15 protein-coding genes are annotated in these 17,842 nt (G+C 59.9%); 5 read left to right on the top strand and 10 right to left on the bottom strand.

Annotated features, from left to right (window positions below; genetic code table 11):
- Positions 1–5: 5 nt before the first annotated feature.
- Entirely contained in the window at positions 6–833 is an 828-nt protein-coding gene (fghA, locus tag ACXAH0_RS09970; RefSeq protein WP_475190781.1) for an S-formylglutathione hydrolase, read from the bottom strand.
- Positions 834–985: 152 nt separating this feature from the next.
- Entirely contained in the window at positions 986–2,098 is a 1,113-nt protein-coding gene (locus tag ACXAH0_RS09965) for an S-(hydroxymethyl)glutathione dehydrogenase/class III alcohol dehydrogenase (RefSeq protein ID WP_475173364.1), read from the bottom strand.
- Positions 2,099–2,493: 395 nt separating this feature from the next.
- Here ACXAH0_RS09965 and ACXAH0_RS09960 point away from each other — a divergent pair, with 395 nt between their 5' ends.
- The 5 genes from ACXAH0_RS09960 (at position 2,494) to ACXAH0_RS09940 (ending at position 8,690) form a co-directional block, all read left to right on the top strand.
- The gene (locus ACXAH0_RS09960) at positions 2,494–3,747 is read left to right on the top strand and encodes a sarcosine oxidase subunit beta family protein (protein WP_475190778.1); all 1,254 of its coding nucleotides are present in this window, start codon (positions 2,494–2,496) and stop codon (positions 3,745–3,747) included.
- 134 nt (positions 3,748–3,881) lie between these two features.
- Positions 3,882–4,187 (top strand): sarcosine oxidase subunit delta, encoded by a 306-nt coding sequence (locus ACXAH0_RS09955; protein WP_475173368.1) that lies wholly within the window; start codon positions 3,882–3,884, stop codon positions 4,185–4,187.
- Entirely contained in the window at positions 4,184–7,186 is a 3,003-nt protein-coding gene (locus tag ACXAH0_RS09950; protein ID WP_475190773.1) for a sarcosine oxidase subunit alpha family protein, read from the top strand. The genes ACXAH0_RS09955 and ACXAH0_RS09950 overlap by 4 nt, the downstream gene beginning before the upstream one ends.
- Positions 7,179–7,754 carry a sarcosine oxidase subunit gamma gene (locus tag ACXAH0_RS09945; RefSeq protein WP_475190768.1) on the top strand — a complete coding sequence of 192 codons (576 nt, stop codon included), beginning with the start codon at positions 7,179–7,181 and terminating at the stop codon, positions 7,752–7,754. Before ACXAH0_RS09950 ends, ACXAH0_RS09945 begins: the two co-directional genes overlap by 8 nt.
- Positions 7,755–7,958: 204 nt before the next feature.
- The gene (locus ACXAH0_RS09940) at positions 7,959–8,690 is read left to right on the top strand and encodes an endonuclease/exonuclease/phosphatase family protein (protein WP_475190766.1); all 732 of its coding nucleotides are present in this window, start codon (positions 7,959–7,961) and stop codon (positions 8,688–8,690) included.
- Positions 8,691–8,708: 18 nt separating this feature from the next.
- Here ACXAH0_RS09940 and ACXAH0_RS09935 read toward each other — a convergent pair whose 3' ends face one another.
- From ACXAH0_RS09935 to ACXAH0_RS09900, 8 genes are all read right to left on the bottom strand, one after another.
- Positions 8,709–10,217, bottom strand: coding sequence for an inorganic phosphate transporter (locus tag ACXAH0_RS09935; protein WP_475190763.1), 1,509 nt, complete (start codon positions 10,215–10,217; stop codon positions 8,709–8,711).
- A gap of 134 nt (positions 10,218–10,351) precedes the next feature.
- On the bottom strand, positions 10,352–10,822 hold the full coding sequence (locus ACXAH0_RS09930; protein WP_475190760.1) for an NUDIX hydrolase: 471 nt from the start codon (positions 10,820–10,822) through the stop codon (positions 10,352–10,354).
- 130 nt (positions 10,823–10,952) lie between these two features.
- Entirely contained in the window at positions 10,953–11,843 is an 891-nt protein-coding gene (locus ACXAH0_RS09925) for a nitrilase-related carbon-nitrogen hydrolase (RefSeq protein WP_475190757.1), read from the bottom strand.
- Positions 11,844–11,954: 111 nt separating this feature from the next.
- Positions 11,955–12,146 (bottom strand): hypothetical protein, encoded by a 192-nt coding sequence (locus ACXAH0_RS09920; RefSeq protein WP_475173383.1) that lies wholly within the window; start codon positions 12,144–12,146, stop codon positions 11,955–11,957.
- 120 nt (positions 12,147–12,266) lie between these two features.
- Positions 12,267–14,084: a single-stranded-DNA-specific exonuclease RecJ gene (gene recJ / locus ACXAH0_RS09915; RefSeq protein ID WP_475173385.1), complete on the bottom strand. Its 1,818-nt coding sequence runs from the start codon at positions 14,082–14,084 to the stop codon at positions 12,267–12,269.
- Positions 14,085–14,107: 23 nt separating this feature from the next.
- Entirely contained in the window at positions 14,108–15,103 is a 996-nt protein-coding gene (gene glpX / locus ACXAH0_RS09910; protein WP_475173387.1) for a class II fructose-bisphosphatase, read from the bottom strand.
- 49 nt (positions 15,104–15,152) lie between these two features.
- Positions 15,153–16,475, bottom strand: a complete 1,323-nt coding sequence (locus ACXAH0_RS09905; protein ID WP_475190755.1) for a homoserine dehydrogenase — start codon at positions 16,473–16,475, stop codon at positions 15,153–15,155.
- A gap of 22 nt (positions 16,476–16,497) precedes the next feature.
- Positions 16,498–17,715 carry an LL-diaminopimelate aminotransferase gene (locus ACXAH0_RS09900; RefSeq protein WP_475173392.1) on the bottom strand — a complete coding sequence of 406 codons (1,218 nt, stop codon included), beginning with the start codon at positions 17,713–17,715 and terminating at the stop codon, positions 16,498–16,500.
- Positions 17,716–17,842: the final 127 nt, after the last annotated feature.

Here is a 17,842-nt window from a genome sequence, read left to right as displayed (position 1 = left end):
ACGACTCAGCCTTTCAACCGCTCCGCATGCCAGGCAATATGATCGCGCGCGAAGGTCGCAACGAAAAAATAGGAATGGTCATAACCTTCCTGCAAACGGTAGCAATGAGCTGTTTTTGTTTCGACCAGGGCCCCGGCGAGAGCCGCCGGTTTCAGGAGATCAAAAAACTGGTCATCGGCGCCCTGGTCCACCAGAACATCCCCGGACCAGCCCTTTTCCCGTAAAAGCAAAGACGCATCATGGGCGGGCCAAAGGCTTTCATTTGCCCCCAGATAGGCGCCAAGCTGTTTACGGCCCCAGTCCGAGTCGGACGGGTTGGAAATCGGCGCAAAGGCTGACAGGGACTGGTAGTGGCCGGGATATTTCATGGCAAGGGTCAGCGCCCCGTGCCCTCCCATGGAATGGCCGGTGATGCCGTGATGCACGGACACCGCAAATTTCTCGGTGACCAGATCACGCAATTCGCTGGCGATATAGGTCTCCATCTGGAAGTGCGGATGCCAGGGCGCTTCCGTCGCATTGACGTAAAACCCCGCGCCCTGGCCGAGATCATAAGCCTCATCATCCGCAATGCCTTCTCCCCTCGGGCTCGTGTCCGGAAAGACCAGGGCCAGCCCGAACTCAGCCGCGTGGGCCTGAAGACCAGCCTTGGTCATGGCGTTTTCGTGTGTGCAGGTCAGTCCGGACAGATACCAGAGCACCGGCACAGGACCGACCTGAGCCTGAGGCGGCATATAGACCGCAAAGGTCATGTCACAACCGCACGCCTGCGAGGCGTGGCTATAAACACCCTGGACACCACCAAAAGCCTTGTTTTCGGAAAGAGTTTTCATCTGAAGACGCCTGTTGGAGACTGGAAGAATGAGCGGCTCACCGGAGGCGGCTGCCGCATTCAAAAGGAAAAGGCCGGGGCGCAGCGTTCACACAAGAGGCTTGCGTCCCGGAGCAGACTGCCCACCGCCGCGCAAGCGGCGGTGCTTCAGGATCAGTAGAGCACGACGGAGCGGATCGACTCGCCTTTGTGCATGAGATCGAAGCCCTTGTTGATGTCGTCCAGCGGCATGGTGTGGGTGATCATCGGATCGATCTCGATTTTGCCATCCATGTACCAGTCGACAATCTGCGGCACATCGGTGCGGCCCCGCGCCCCGCCAAAGGCGGTGCCTTTCCAGGTCCGGCCGGTGACCAGCTGGAACGGCCGGGTGGAAATTTCAGCGCCCGCGGCTGCCACTCCGATGATGATGCTTTCACCCCAGCCCTTGTGAGCGCTCTCTAGCGCCGCCCGCATGACATTGACATTGCCGGTCGCATCGAAAGTGTAGTCCGCCCCGCCCTTGGTCAGATTGACCAGATAGGGCACCAGATCCTCTTCCACCTCGTTCGGATTGACAAAATCCGTCATCCCGAATCGCTTGGCCATCTCGATCTTGTCCGGATTAAGATCGACACCGACAATCTGATCTGCTCCAGCAAGACGCAGGCCCTGGATCACATTGAGGCCAATCCCGCCAAGACCGAACACAATGGCCCGGGAGCCGATTTCCACCTTGGCCGTGTTGATCACCGCGCCGATGCCGGTCGTGACGCCGCAGCCAATGTAGCAAACCTTGTCAAAAGGCGCGTCCGGACGGATCTTGGCCAAGGCAATCTCCGGCACGACCGTATAGTTGGCGAAGGTCGAGGTGCCCATATAGTGCAGGATCGGTTGCCCATCGAGGGTCGAGAAACGGGACGAACCGTCCGGCATCAACCCCTGCCCCTGGGTGGAGCGGATCGCCTGACACAGATTGGTTTTTGGGTTGAGGCAATATTCACAATTGCGGCATTCGGGCGTATAGAGGGGAATGACATGATCGCCCGGCTTCAGCGTGGTCACGCCGGGCCCGACCTCTACCACGACCCCTGCCCCTTCATGGCCTAGAATCGCCGGAAACAGGCCTTCCGGATCAGCACCGGATAGAGTGAATTCATCGGTGTGGCAGATCCCTGTTGCCTTTACCTCAACCAGAACTTCAAAGGCCCGTGGCCCTTCAAGATTGACGGTTGTCACTTCCAGGGGCTTGCCAGCGCCCACCGCCACAGCTGCACGAACTTCCATTGATCTGTCTCCCTCATCGGCTGTTTCGCGCAGAGTTACTGCCTGCATCCTGAAAAGCAAGGACCGAAACGACGCGCTTTATTTGGAAAACGCATCTTGAAGCCGTTGCCAGTTTTGTTTCAAACCCGCCTCTGGACAAGAAACGAAGCCCATAGTCAAAAACCGAAACTCGACTGCCGGCTGAACCGCAATTGGCCCACACACGGCAATGTCGCTTTCTGACAAACAGGCGACTGAAACCTGATATGCAAACTCGTGCCCAATCGGGAAGATGCCCGGCAATGGACGGAACCTGACCACCTCGCTATGGTCCCGTGCCTGATCACCTTTTAAACGGGCTCCCCTACCGGCCAGACCGGCAGAACGCAGCCTGAAACGTGCGGAGCCGCTGCTGAATGAAGCGATTTTCCTTTCTGGAACTGGCCAAGAATGCCTTTACCGCGCACCAGAATTGGGGGCGGCAATGGCGTGCGCCGGAACCCAAGGCCGAATATGATGTTGTCATCATCGGCGCTGGCGGCCATGGCCTGGCAACCGCCTACTATCTTGCCAAGGAACATGGTATCCGCAATGTGGCGGTCGTTGAAAAAGGCTGGCTTGGCGGTGGCAATACTGGCCGCAACACGACCATTGTGCGCTCCAACTATCTCTGGGAAGAGAGTGCTGCGCTTTACAATCATGCCATCGGCCTGTGGCAGGGCCTGTCCCAGGAGCTGAACTACAATGTGATGTATTCTGCACGCGGTGTTCTGATGCTCGCCCACACCGTGCATGACGTTCAGGTGGCGCAGCGGCACATTCACGCGAACCGTCTGGCCGGGGTACAGAACGAGTGGCTGACACCGGAACAGGCCAAGGACTATTGCCCCCCGCTCAACATCTCAAAGAACATCCGCTATCCGGTCATGGGCGGGGCGTTGCAGCGGGTTGGCGGCACGGCCCGCCATGATGCTGTTGCCTGGGGCTATGCCCGCGGCGCCGATGCGCTTGGCGTCGACATTCTCCAGAACTGTGCCGTCACCGGCATCCGGCGGAGCCCGGACGGGACCGTTGAAGGAGTGGAGACGGCCAAAGGTTTCATCAAGGCCAAGAAGATCGGCGTCGTGGCAGCCGGGCACACCTCGACCGTTATGGAGATGGCCGGTGTGCGCATGCCGCTGGAATCCTATCCGCTTCAGGCTCTGGTGTCCGAGCCGGTCAAACCGGCCTTCCCCTGTGTGGTCATGTCCAACACGATCCATGCCTATATATCCCAATCCGACAAGGGAGAATTGGTGATCGGGGCGGGCACCGACCAGTTCATTTCCTATTCGCAGACCGGCGGCATTCACATCAGCACCCATACGATTGACGCGATCTGCGAGCTCTTTCCCCACTTCCGGCGCATGCGGATGCTGCGCAACTGGGGCGGCATCGTGGATGTGACCCCGGACCGCTCGCCGATCCTGTCGAAGACGCCGGTACAGGGGCTTTACGTCAATTGCGGCTGGGGCACGGGAGGTTTCAAGGCGACTCCCGGCTCAGGCCATGTGTTCGCCCACACCATCGCTAAGGACGAGCCCCACCCGATCAACGCGCCGTTCACGATTGACCGGTTCCGCACCGGACGCCTGATCGACGAAGCAGCCGCTGCTGCTGTGGCCCACTAGGGGCAAGGACCTGAGAGCGTTCAGCCCGGCCTCCGGCCCGGATCAGAGGCTCTCTTCACTTTTTGAACCGATCAACATCCCGGCTTTCGCCCCAGAGCAGCCAGGACCTCGTTGATCCAGGGAGACTTTATCGGATGTTGCTGGTCTATTGCCCCTATTGCGGCGTTGAACGGGCGGAAACTGAATTTGCCTGCCGGGGCGAAGCCCATATAGCCCGCCCTGCCGATCCGGCCCAGGCCACAGAAGAGGACTGGGCCAACTTCCTCTATATGCGCTCCAACACAAAAGGCATATATGCGGAGCGCTGGCGCCATATTCACGGCTGCGGGCGCTTCTTCAACGCCGTGCGCGACACGGTGAGCGACAAGTTCCTTGCCGTGTACAAGACCGGGGAACCACTGCCGGATCTTGAGGCGCTTGCCAAGGAGGCAGGCAAATGACCCAGCCCTACCGCACCGAAAAAGGTGGACGGATCGAGCGTGCCAAGGCCCTCACCTTCACCTTTGACGGGGAACAATTGCACGGCTATCAGGGCGACACGCTCGCCTCAGCGCTCCTGGCCAATGGCATGCATTTGGTCGGACGGTCCTTCAAATACCACCGGCCGCGCGGCGTTGTGACCGCTGGATCGGAAGAACCCAATGCTCTGGTCGGTGTTTACCGCCATGGCGACCAGACCCCGAATCTCCGGGCCACCCAGGTCGAACTCTATGAGGGGCTGGACGCCATTTCCCAGAACAGGTTCCCCTCGCTGGGCTTTGATGTCGGGGCCGTCAACGACCTTCTGTCGCCGCTGTTTCCTGCAGGCTTCTACTACAAGACCTTCATGTGGCCGAAATCCTTCTGGGACAAGGTCTATGAACCGGTTATCCGGGCAGCAGCCGGTCTTGGAAAACCGCCGAAAACCGCCGATCCGGACCATTACGGCAACCTCTATGCCCATTGCGATGTCCTGGTGGCCGGGTCAGGCCCTGCCGGTCTTGCCGCAGCACTGGCGGCCGCAGAAACCGGGGCCCGGGTCATCCTGTGCGACGAACAAGCCGAATTTGGCGGCTCGCTCCTGACCGAAGCCAATGCCACGCTCGACGGCAAGAGCCCCTCAGACTGGGTTCAGGACAAGATTGCGCAGCTGTCGGCGATGGACAATGTCACCCTGCTCTCACGGACAACCGCTTTCGGCTATTTCGCCCATAACTACCTGGCCCTTGTGGAACGGGTCACGGACCATCTTGCAGCACCCGACACCCGGCTGCCACGTGAGCGCCTGTGGCAGGTCCGCACCAAGGAAGTGGTGATTGCCACCGGCTCCATCGAGCGTCCGATGGTGTTTCCGGAAAATGACCGTCCGGGCATTCTGCTGGCAGAGGCCGGACGGACCTATCTGAACCGCTATGGGGTCAAGGTGGGGCACAAGGTGGCGGTCGCAACCGCCTGCGACACCGCCTGGCAGGCGGCTTTTGATCTGGTGGATCAGGGCGTAGACATCACGGCCATTGTCGATCTGCGTGAGCAGCCGCCGGAAAACCTGATGTCAATCGCAAAGGCCCGGGGTATCCGGGTGGAAGCGGGCTGCGTCGTGACCGGCACCCTGGGGCGCAAACGCATCAAATCGGCATTGCTCGGACGGTTGATGACCTCCGGCCAAGTGGCCTCCGGCGGTCAGGTGGATTGCGATGCGCTGCTCATGTCCGGCGGCTGGACCCCGACCGTCAGCCTCTATTCCCAATCGCGCGGCAAAGTCGTCTGGGATGGGGACAAGGGCGCATATGTGCCTGGAATTTCGGTGCAGAACGAGCGGTCTGCGGGCGCGGCCAAAGGGCTTTACGGTCTGCAGGCCACTCTGGAAGACGGCTATGCTGCCGGAGAGGACGCTGCGAAGTCGGCCACCGGCAAGGTCCAAAAACTGACCTACGCATCAGCCGGCGGCGGCGACGCCGGAGGCGGCGGCATTCTTGGCGCCCTGCCCCATGACCGCAATGCGTCACGGGTCAAAGCCTTCGTGGATTACCAGAATGACGTGACCGCGAAGGACGTGAAACTGGCCGTGCGCGAGGGCATGCACTCCATCGAACACATCAAGCGCTACACCACCACGGGCATGGCCACCGATCAGGGGCGCCTGTCCAACATGAACGCTCTGGATATTGCCTCCGGCGCGCTGGAACGGCCGGTGACCGATGTGGGCCTGACCACGTTCCGCCTCCCCTATACACCCACCACCTTCGGCGTTTTTGCCGGAGTGGCACGGGGGGATTTTTTCGATCCGGTGCGCAAGACGCCCTCCCATGACTGGATTGTGGACCAGGGCGGTGTGTTTGAAGATGTCGGCCAGTGGAAACGCGCCTGGTATCTGCCTGAACCGGGCGAAGACATGCATGCCGCTGTTGCCCGGGAATGCAAAACCGTGCGCGAGACAGTGGGCCTCTTTGATGCATCAACATTGGGCAAGATCGAGGTGGTTGGCCCGGATGCGGCCGAATTCCTGGAACGCATGTACACCAATCCCTGGAAGAAGCTGGCGCCGGGACGGTGCCGCTATGGGCTGCTCCTGAACGATGCCGGGTTCATCACCGACGATGGCGTCATTGGCCGACTGGCCGAGGACCGCTTCCATGTGACCACCACCACCGGCGGCGCGCCAAGCGTGTTTGCCACCATGGAAGATTACCTTCAGACCGAATGGCCGGATCTGGATGTCTGGATCACCTCCACCACGGAGCAATATGCCGTCGCGGCCGTACAGGGTCCACGGGCGCGGGACGTGATCGCGCCATTTATTGAAGGCATTGATCTGTCAAACGAGGCCTTTCCCCATATGAGCCTGCGCGAGGGCCGGTTCTGCGGTGTCCCGTGCCGCCTCTTCCGGATTTCCTTCACCGGTGAGCTCGGCTTTGAAATCAATGTGCCGCGCCGGGCCGGCAAGATGATGTGGGAGACCCTCGCCGGGGAAACCAGCAAACAGGGCGGCACGGTCTACGGTACGGAAACCATGCATGTGCTGCGCGCGGAAAAGGGCTACATCATCGTCGGGCAGGACACCGATGGCACGGTGACCCCGTACGACGCAGGCATGAGCTGGGCTATCGGCAAGAAAAAGCATGACTTTGTCGGCAAGCGCGGCCTTGAGCGAACCGACCTTGTGGCAGACAATCGTAAGCAGTTCGTCGGCCTCCTGACCAAGGACCCGTCCGTCAAACTGGAAGAAGGCGCGCAGATCACCACTGCTGAAAATCCAGCGACCGGAACCCCGGCCGAAGGCCATGTCACCTCGTCCTATTTCAGCCCGGCCCTTGGCAGGACCATCGCCCTCGCCGTCCTGAAAAACGGCCATGCGCTGGAAGGTCAGACGCTCTATGTGCCCATGCCAGATGGCAGTCTTCCGGTCGAGGTGACCAGTCCGGTCTTCTATGACAAGGAAGGAGCACGGATCAATGTCTGAGTTACTGGCAAGCGACCTGATCACCCCGGACGCGGGGGCAGCTCCGTTATTGAGCCAGTCCGAGGTGTCCATCTTGAAATCCGCCCCACTGGCCCGCCTGTCCTTCCGGGCCCGGGAAGGTGCACTGGAAGCAGCTGACACCGCCTTCGGGGCCGGGCTGCCGCGCGCGGCTTTGACCAGCACAACCGCTCCGAAACGGGCAGCGCTCTGGATGGGGCCGGACGAATGGACATTGCTGGCGCCCGAAGAAGACCTTCAGCTTCTTCAGGACACCTTTTCCGAACAGCTGTCCGGCCAGCCGCATGCACTGGTTGACATTTCGGACCGATCGGAAGCCATCATTGTCAGCGGCGAAAAGGCCATCTGGTTGCTGAACACAGGGATTTTCATCGACTTTACGCCCGGTGCCTTTCCCGTCGGGACTGTCACCCGGACGCTCTTTCACAAGGCGCCTGTCCTGATCTGGCGCATCGGTGAAGACACCTTCTTTGTGGAGGCTTGGGGCTCCTTCATGGACTATGTGCCGGGCCTGCTGGTTCAGGCTGCACGGGAACTGGAAGCTGCATGACGGTGGCCTGAGGATCCTTAGGCCGCTCTCAAAGACACGGTCAGGACGGTCAAAACGTCAAACGTTTCGCAACATTCATCGCCGATACTTTCAAATCCCTGTGGAGACCTTCACAGGGATATTCTTTGCCTTGAAGCGGTCCTTTTGTCACCTTACCGCCTGCGGCTTACAAAAAGCGCCAAAAAAAACGTCAAAGTTCCGGACATGCTCAAAATTGGTTCCTACAATATTCAGAAGGCCATCGGCGTTGACGCCCGCCGCAAACCGGAACGGACTCTAAAGGTCATTCAGGAACTCGACTGCGACATTCTGGCACTTCAGGAAGCCGACAAGCGTTTTGGCGCCCGGGCCAGCACGCTCGACAGGGCGAGCATCCTGTCGGAGACTGACTACCGGCCGGTGCCCTTCGCCAAGGGCGACGAAAGCCTCGGCTGGCATGGCAACGCCATTTTGGTGCGCAAGACCATCGGCATTCTGGATTTCCGCTGCCTGGATTTGCCGAAACTGGAACCCCGGGGCGCCGTGGCCGTGGATCTGGCGGTCGAAGGCCGTCCTATCCGGATCGCCGCCATGCATCTGAGCCTTGTGGGACATTTTCGCAAGAAGCAGGTCATGTCCGTTATGCACCAGTTGCACGAACATCTCACCTATCTGCCAACCGTCCTGATTGGTGATCTCAATGAGTGGCGCGACACGGCCGGCAGCCTGAAACTTCTGAAAGAGCATTATGAAGTCACCACACCAGGCCGGAGCTTTCCGAGCCCACTGCCGGTAGGCAGTCTGGACCGGATTATCACCAGTCCGGAATTTACAGTCGAAGAGGCTGGCGTACACAAGTCCCGGACCGCCCGGATTGCCTCGGACCATCTGCCCGTCTGGGCAAGACTTTCCCTGGAAGCATCCGGTCAGCTGGCGGCCCAATCCGGACTGTCCTGAGCCGCCGAAGGCCCGGCTTTAGAGCCCCGCCAGGCTGGCGAGGTGGAAGAGTGCGGCAGCAAGCAGCGCTGTTGCAGGCACCGTAATCCCCCAGGCAGCCACAATCGCCAAAAGCGAAGACCGGCGCACCAGCAGTCGGCGGCGGCGTTCTTCCCGGTTTTTCAATATTTTGCGGGGCTTGAGGACGCCGCCTTCGCTGAGATACTTGTTCCGCTGCCATTCCCGGTAAAACCCGACCCCAAAAACGGCCCCCACCGCGATATGGGTGGTGGAGACCGGCAGGCCCAGGCTGGAGGCGGTCAGAACGGTCGCCGCCGTTGAAAGGGTGATGCAAAAGGCGCGTATGGGGCTGAGTTTGGTGATTTTCTTGCCCACCACGGTCACAAGCCTCCGGCCGAATAGCAGCAATCCGGCCGAGATCCCGAACGCGCCAACAGCTGTCACCCAGACCGGCACCGAGGCTCCTTCAAATCCGAGCATCCAGAACCGCATATCCTGATAGTCATTAGCCTGACCGTAGACAATCGCCGCCAGCGGACCGATGGCATTGGCGACATCATTGGCCCCATGGGCGAAGGACAAAAGCGCTGCGGCAACCATGAGCGGGACAGCGAAGAGCGCGCGCATCGCCTGGGAAGAGTTCTCAAGCTCCGTTATCTGGACACTGACCAGATAACGGTAGCCCAGCCAGATCCCCGCGCCCAGAAAGAGCGACAGAGCCAGGGCCTGCCTGTTGGACAGAACCGACGCATGGTCGGTCGTCTTGAAAGAGATATAGGCCGCAAACACGCCGCCCATGACCGCGATCAGAACGGGCAGCCAGAACCGGGCCGCCGCCAGTCTGTCCGTCCTGTAGATCATAACCTTGCTGATGAATGCCATCAGGCCTGCCGCGGCCACGCCACCCAGAAAGGGAGATGCCACCCAGGTCGCCGCAATGGCCGAAAGAACTTGCCAGTCAATGGCCGCAAAACTGCTGGCGGCAATGCCAGCACCAACAACCCCGCCAATGATCGAATGTGTGGTGGACACCGGCGCCCCGACATAGGTGGCAAAATTGATCCAGAGCGCCGCTGCGACCATGGCCATGATCATGGCCTGAACAAAGGAAAACGTATCTGGAACGTCAGCCGGGCTGAAGATCGTGCGCGACACGGTGGTGATCACTTCCCTCCCGGCCAGAAAGGCACCGGCGCTTTCGCATATGGCGGCAATCAAAAGTGCGCCGGTCAGGCTGACCACGCGCGCGCCGACGGCGGGGCTCACATTATTGGCAACGTCATTCGCCCCGATATTCAGAGCCATGTAGCCACCAATGGCGCTGGCCGCGACAAGAAGGACAATGTCTGCCATGTCTTCTGAGACGACCTGAAACGCCGCCACCACTGCACACAGGACAAGAAAGAGCAAAGCGAGTGCAGGCCCAGCGAGACGCCGGCCCATGGCCTCGGCGGCATCGCTCAAAAACCCAATTTTTTCCAGATCCTTGTCCAGAACCTGGTTTCCCAGATGTTTGCTTGTTGGCAAGCTGCGTCCTCTGGCAGGCACTTTTAAGTAAGCGCCCCACGCCTCTATCGGCGTGCGGTTGTATGATACTTAAGATCGCAGGATGGTGTGACGGCACAACGTCAACACCCTGAGTTTTTTGAAGTGGAATAGTGTCAGCCGATCTTTGCCCTGTGCCGGTGCAAGAAGCGCTTCAAGGCGGGTTCGTCCGCATGGACAATGGCCTCCGACAGCGGCACCCACATGGCTTTACGCTGCCCTTTTTCGGGAAAGGATTTCAGCTGCTTTTCAAAATCTATTCTGAAAACCAGAACCTTGGTCCGGATCTTCAGCCCGTTTGACAGTCCCTTGAACGAACGGAAACTGCCCATCGGCCGGGTTTCCGTCTCGCCCACAATGCCGGCTTCTTCATACGCCTCAAGTGTTGCGGTCCTGAAGGCAGGTTTGTCTTTTTCCGGCCAGCCTTTGGGGAGGATCAAACGGCCAGTGTCGCGGGTCGTGACCAGGAGAATTTCATTTTCCGCTTTTCCGGGCCGGACGCACAGGGCCGCAATCTGCAAACGAGCCGGTTTGACAAACAAACCACTGACCCCTTGCAGCCAAGACAGATCCCCTTTTGCGGTCATCGACCTAGCTAAAAACATTCATTCACCTTCTGTATGAATAGGCATTCGTATAAATGCGTAAGATGATAAAGTCTAGAAAAAAGTGCACTTTGTGCACTATGGCTGCAGAACTTGTCTGTTTTGTGTCCCGCTAGTGCAAATCAATCCGGACATGGGCTGCGTTCCAGGCGCCCGGCCAGACTTCCGCAGCACCTGATTTGAGTTGCCTGATTCGCGCAAATGGCACCTCTGCGACCACAAACGGCTCCTGCCCCTCCAACCCATCGGTTGGGGGATATTTAGCGGCGAGACCTTTGAATCCCAGTTCCTCTTCACAGGGCAGATAGAGCGACGCTCCGGAGACATTGGTCTCGTTCTGGGTTGTGCCAATGGCCGTTCCAACCACACCGCACACAGCAACAGCACACATCAGCTCCACCGCCCGCGCCTTGGCACAGCCATAGACCCGATGGTACCCGGAGAGCTTTTCCGTCATGGACGGCACCAGCAACAGGTCGAGATCCTGTTGCGCCAGCAGACTGCTGAGGGCAGGCACTTCAACATCCAGGCAAATCAGGATCGCCATCTTGAGGCCGTCAAGGTCAAACACTTTGAGGGTCTGGCCAGGCGCTAGCGACCAGGCCTCCGCATCCTGTTCGGACGGGGTCAGGCAGAGCTTGTCCTGCTGGATCTCCCGTCCATCCGCCGTCAGAAGTATGGCCGTGTTGGTGAGACCGCCGCTCTGCCGGACCGGGACCGTGCCGCACAGAAGCGACAGGCCGTGTTTTTCCGGCAACTCTTTTAAAAGCGGAAGCAGCGCCCTGCCCTGATCTGCCAGAAAGCCCATCTCCTGATCGGGTCTCAGGTCCGCCGGTTTATAGGCAAGGCAGCATTCGATAAAATATTCGGGCAGCATCAGGAGCCGGGCACCAGACGCCGAAGACCGGGCCATTCCCAAGTCGATCTCGGCGGCAAGAGCTTCCACAGAGGACGGTGCGCGGCCCACATTAAAAGACCACAAGGCAACGGAATAGTCGGTCATGACGGCGAAGGCCTCCACGAAGTCAGGCAGCATCAATGCTGGAGAAATCGATCATCCAGGCGAAAGGCGCTGGATCTATTTTGAGAAATGAGCGCAGAGAATGCCCCGGCTCTAGCCGAGAAACAAGCCCACGAAGGCAGCAAGCGCGACCAGAAACCCGGTGCCGACCACCGCGCCGCCGGGATCTCTCGGAAGCCCGTTGAACTTTGCAGACCGTCGCACCTTGCGAATGCCTTTCAGAGCGGCATCGGTGCGCTTGTCGATTTCCGTAAAATAGGGAGAAAGCTCATTCTGAGCGTGCATACCCGATCCTCACGATTCCTTCGTTGGACCAAGTTAGGCTGAGCCCCTTAGAGTTTGGTTAACGGATACTTTAGTTCATCCGGCAAGGGGTCGGGCCCTGCGGGCCTAGTGCATCGTGCGCTAAAGACGGGTCTTCTGCGGATCGGCCACATCCAGAATACGCAGCTGCACTTTTGGCGATCCCTGCCAGGTGTCGATGGACAGGCTTCCGGCCACATGCAGATTGCGCCCCCTGCCCTCCAGCAGCATCTTGCCGTGGGGCCGGTCTTCCGCCTTGAACCCAATGGCCTTCACCGTGGACCCGTCCCCGGAGGCCAGCGTCGCCCGCACATGCCCCTTGCCAACCACATCGGCAAAACTGATCCGGTGAGCAGGAAAAGCAAAGACAGGTTCAGAATGGCCTGCCCCATAAGGGCCGGCTTTTTCCAAAAGCTCCAAAAGATCAAGCGTCGCCCCGGTCGCTGTCAGGGCCGCATCGATCTTGATTTCGCGAGTCTTTGTCGCCTCTTCCACGTCTTCCTTCAATGATTGATTGAAGAAGGTTTCCAGCTCACCGGCTTTGTCCCGCTGCACCGTTAGACCGGCCGCCATGGCATGGCCGCCGCCTTTTTCCAGCAAGCCCATCTCGACCGCCTGGCGGACAGCCTTGCCCAGATCCACCCCGGGGATGGACCGGCCGGAGCCCGTGCCCTTGCCCGTTTCATCATAGGCAATGGCAAAAGCCGGGCGGCGGTGCGTCTCTTTGAGCCGCGAGGCGATCAGGCCGACAATTCCCGGATGCCAATCCTCCGATCCGGTCAGAAGCACAGCCGGGTCCCTTGTGTCGATGGCAAGCGCGGCTTCCGCGCCGGCCTGTTCCAGCATCACCGCTTCCATCGCCTGACGCTCGCTGTTGAGCTGGTCGAGCCGTTCGGCAATGGCACGGGCCTCATGCGGGTCTTCGGTTGTCAGCAGCCGGGCTCCCAGGGCCGCGTCCCCGATGCGTCCGCCCGCATTGATGCGCGGGCCCACCAGAAAGCCAAGGTGATACGGTGCCGGCTTGCCGCTGACCCTGGCTGCATCCGCAAGGGCCGTCAGCCCGTAGTTCCGGCGCTGATGCATGACGGTCAGCCCCCGGGTTACGTAGGCCCGGTTCAGGCCCTGCAGCGGAACCACATCACAGACGGTTCCAAGTGCGACCAGATCCAACAGTGCCATCAGATCCGGCTGGGCAGTACCGGAAAACGTCCCCCGGCGGCGCAGCTCCCGGTTCAAACCAACAAGAAACAGAAAGGTGACGCCCACGGCCGCCAGATGCCCTTGCGCAGACAAATCGTCCTGCCGGTTCGGATTGACCAGTGCACAGACGTCCGGCAGGCGCTCGCCCACCTGGTGATGATCAATGACCACCACATCCAGATCCAACTTGCGAGCGGTTTCAAAGGCGTCAAACGATGTGCTGCCGCAATCCAGCGTGACCAGCAGTTCCGCCCCATTTGCCCGCAACTGTTCAATGGCCGGCCCGTTGGGGCCATAGCCTTCAATAATCCTGTCGGGAATATGAATGACGGGATCGAGCCCGAGCCCTTGCAGATATTTGGCGAAGATGGCGGAAGAGGTTGCTCCGTCCACATCATAGTCGCCAAAAATCGCAATCCTGCGGCGCCTGACCACCGCATCGGCCACCCGGCTCACGGCCGCATCCATGTCCTGAAGACTGGAGGGGTCCGGCATCAGGGTCTTCAGGGATGGATCCAGAAAGGCAATTGCAGCCTCCGGCGCGACCCCGCGCGCCGCCAGAACCCGGGCCAGGACGTCAGGCAGACCCTGAACCTGGGCAATGGCCATGGCCGAGCGCGCTTCATCCGCGTTCAGCCGCTCCCGCCATGCATTGTCATTTGCCGACCGGGCGACCCCAAGAACGAGCCGCCTCTCTTCCCCGCCAGAATTCTCGAGCATTCAGTGCCGCACTTGTCCAGGCCTCAATCCAGATGGAACTTTTCCAGATCCGTATGCTGGGCCTTGATATAGCGCACCGTGCCTGTGGACGAGCGCATGACCACTGTGTGGGTGGTGATGTGTGTCCGGCCAAAACGGACCCCTTGCAGGAAATTGCCGTCCGTTACGCCGGTGGCTGCAAACAGCACATCCGGTCCGGCCATTTCCTCTAGCGTGTATTTCTTCTTGATGTCTTCGATGCCCATACGGTGCGCCCGTTCGACCTGCTCGTCGCGGGTGATCACCAGACGGGATTGCATCTGACCGCCGATACAGCGCAAGGCCGCCGCCGCCAGAACGCCCTCCGGCGCCCCGCCGATCCCGGCATAGATATCAATACCCGTTTCATCGGAATCGGTCGTGTGGATTACACCGGCCACATCGCCATCACCGATCAGGCGGATTGCCGCGCCGGTTGCGCGGATATCTTCAATGAGGCGGGCGTGGCGCGGGCGGTCCAGAACACAGGCGGTCACTTCCGGGACCGAAACGCCTTTCTCCTTGGCGACAGCAGCAATATTGTCGGAAATCGGCGCGTCCAGATCGATCAGCCCTTCGGGATAGCCCGGCCCGATGGCTATCTTGTCCATGTAGCTGTCCGGTGCGTTGAGCAGGTCGCCTTCCGGCGCCAGGGCAATCACCGCCAGGGAGTTCGGCAGGTTTTTCGCACAGATCGTTGTGCCTTCCAGCGGGTCAAGGGCAATATCCACCTTGGGGCCCTGTTTGGTGCCCACATTCTCGCCGATATAAAGCATCGGCGCTTCGTCCCGCTCGCCTTCGCCAATCACAACGGTGCCATCAATCGGCAGCCGGTTGAGTTCGCGGCGCATAGCATCCACAGCGGCCTGATCGGCAGCCATCTCGTCCCCGTGGCCACGCAGGCGTGCAGCCGAAACGGCTGCCCGTTCACTGACCCGGGCCAATTCAAGGGTCAGAATACGGTCCAGTCCGCTCGACGGCTGATTTTCAGTATTGGACATCAACATCTCCAGTCTCTCCCCGCAGAACGCATGGGTGGGCACTTAATCATCAATTCAATTTCTCAATCCGGATCATTTGCGGCTCTTCGGCAACAACCCCCTTGGACATGATGACGTCCAGAGCTTCCTTGATCGCAACTTCCGTTGTTTCATACGTGATCAAGATGACAGGTTGAGGCAGGTCCCCCTCATTGGGCTGACGGGCCTCTGCCACAGCGCGCCGTTTCTGCACAATTGATTCCAGAGAAATGCCGGCTTCGCCCATGCAGCGCGCAATTTCACCAAACGCACCCGGCCGGTCAAACACGGACAGGCGGATGTAATAGCCGCCTTCATGAAGGCGCATGCGCGCGCGTTCATACGGCGCCAGATCGGCAGCGGGCATGGCCAGTACCGGCGTCTGGTCTCCCCGGGCCACATCGCAAATGTCGGCGACAACCGAGGAGGCTGTGGCATTGCCGCCTGCGCCTGGGCCGACCAGAACGATTGCGCCCACATAATCCCCGTCAACTGCCACCGCATTCAAGACGCCGTCAATGCGCGCAATCGCAGAGGATTTGGGAACCATGGTAGGATGGACCCGCTGCTCGATGCCGGTCTCCGTCCGCTGGGCGACGCCCAGAAGCTTGATCCGGAACCCCAATTCGTCGGCCGCCTCAATATCCGCCGTCGTGATGGAGGTGATCCCTTCCATATATATGTCATCGCTGGAAATCTGCGTGCCAAAGGCAAGGCTGGTCAGGATCGCCAGCTTGTGGGCCGTGTCATTTCCCTCAATGTCAAAGGTAGGATCCGCCTCCGCATAACCGAGACGTTGTGCGTCGGCAAGACAGTCTTCGAAACTGATGCCCTCCGCTTCCATGCGAGTCAGGATGTAATTGCAAGTACCGTTCAAAATGCCATAGACCCGGCTGACATCATTTCCGGACATGGATTCGCGCAAGGTCTTGACGATTGGGATGCCCCCGGCAACGGCCGCCTCATAATTCAGGCTGGCCTGATGGGCCTCCGCCAGCGCCGCCAGATCAACCCCGTGACGGGCCAGAAGCGCCTTGTTCGCCGTCACCACATGGATCCCCCGGCCAAGCGCTGCGCGCACACTGTCTTCCGCAGGGCCGTCTTCGCCGCCGATCAGTTCAACAAAGATATCGATCTCTGCGGTCTGCGCCATCTCGACCGGATCAGTGAACCATTCAAAGCCGCTGACATCAAAGCCCCGGTCCTTGGAGCGGTCCCGGGCGCTGACGGACGTGACGGTTACACTCCGGCCGGACTTGCGGGCGATCTGCCCGCCATGTTTTTCCAGAAGCTGTACGAGGGAGGCACCTACTGTGCCAAGGCCAGCTACGCCAACTTTCAATGCTTCAGCCATTGAGTATTCAGTCCACTTCTAATCAGCCAGAGGTCCCGAGCGGGATGACGTTGTGCAGCTTTTGATCCGCAGTTTCAAGGAAGCGGCGAATATTTCTCGCGGCCTGGCGCAAGCGCTGTTCGTTTTCCACCAGACCGATGCGCACATAGTCATCGCCATGTTCGCCAAACCCGATTCCCGGTGCGACTGCGACATCCGCCCGCTCTAGCAGCAGTTTGGAATATTCCAGGCTGCCCAGAGCTTTGAACTTCTCCGGGATCGGCACCCAGCAGAACATGCTGGCTTCAGGCGGCGGCACCACCCACCCGGCCCGGCCGAAACTGTCCACCACCGTGTCCCGGCGGCGCTTATAAACCTCCCGGGTTTCCTCGATACAGTCCGCCGAACCATTCAGGGCCGCAGTGGCCGCCACCTGGATCGGGGTGAATGCACCGTAGTCCAGATAGGATTTTACCCGGGACAGGGCCGCAATCAGCCGCTCATTGCCAACTGCAAACCCCATGCGCCAACCAGGCATGGAAAACGTTTTGGAGAGCGACGTGAATTCCACGGTGATATCCATGGCGCCGGGAACCTGCAGCACGGAGGGCGGCGGCGTGTCGCCGAAATAGATCTCCGAATAGGCCAGGTCCGACAGGATGAAAATGTTGTGCTTGCGCGCAAACGCAACCACGTCCTTGTAGAAATCCAGATCCGCGCAATAGGCGGTCGGATTTGCCGGATAGCACAGGATGATGGCGATCGGTTTGGGCACGGAATGAATCACCGCGCGCTCCAGCGCGTCAAAAAACGCAGGTCCCGGCTCTGCGGGAATGTTCCGGATCGAGGCCCCGGCCATCAGAAAGCCGAATGTGTGGATCGGGTAGCTCGGATTCGGGCTCAGGATCACGTCACCGGGCGCAGAAATGGCCTGAGCCATGTTGGCAAAGCCTTCCTTGGAGCCGAGCGTGGCAATGACCTGCGTGTCCGGGTCGAGTTTGACCCCGAACCGGCGCCCGTAATAGGCCGCCTGGGCCTTGCGCAAACCATGAATTCCCTTGGACGCGGAATAGCGGTGGGACCGTGGATCCTGAACAACTTCTGTCAGCTTGTCGACAATATGCTGGGGCGTCGGCAGATCCGGATTGCCCATGCCCAGATCGATAATATCCGCACCGGCTGCCCGCGCCTTTGCTTTCAGCCGGTTGACTTGTTCAAAAACATAAGGCGGCAGCCTTTTGATTTTGTGGAATTCCTCCATGGCGCGGTTCCTTGCAAATGAACGTCATAGCCGCGCTGAACTCGGGCGCAGCGGGGCTCTTTTAGCAGCCTGAAACCAATTGCGCACCCGTCTTTGAGGGCCTAGCCGCCTAAATTCAAGTGCGGTG

Source organism: Roseibium sp. AWQ4_290 (assembly GCF_056160985.1).
This window is presented reverse-complemented; position numbering and strand designations above follow the sequence as displayed.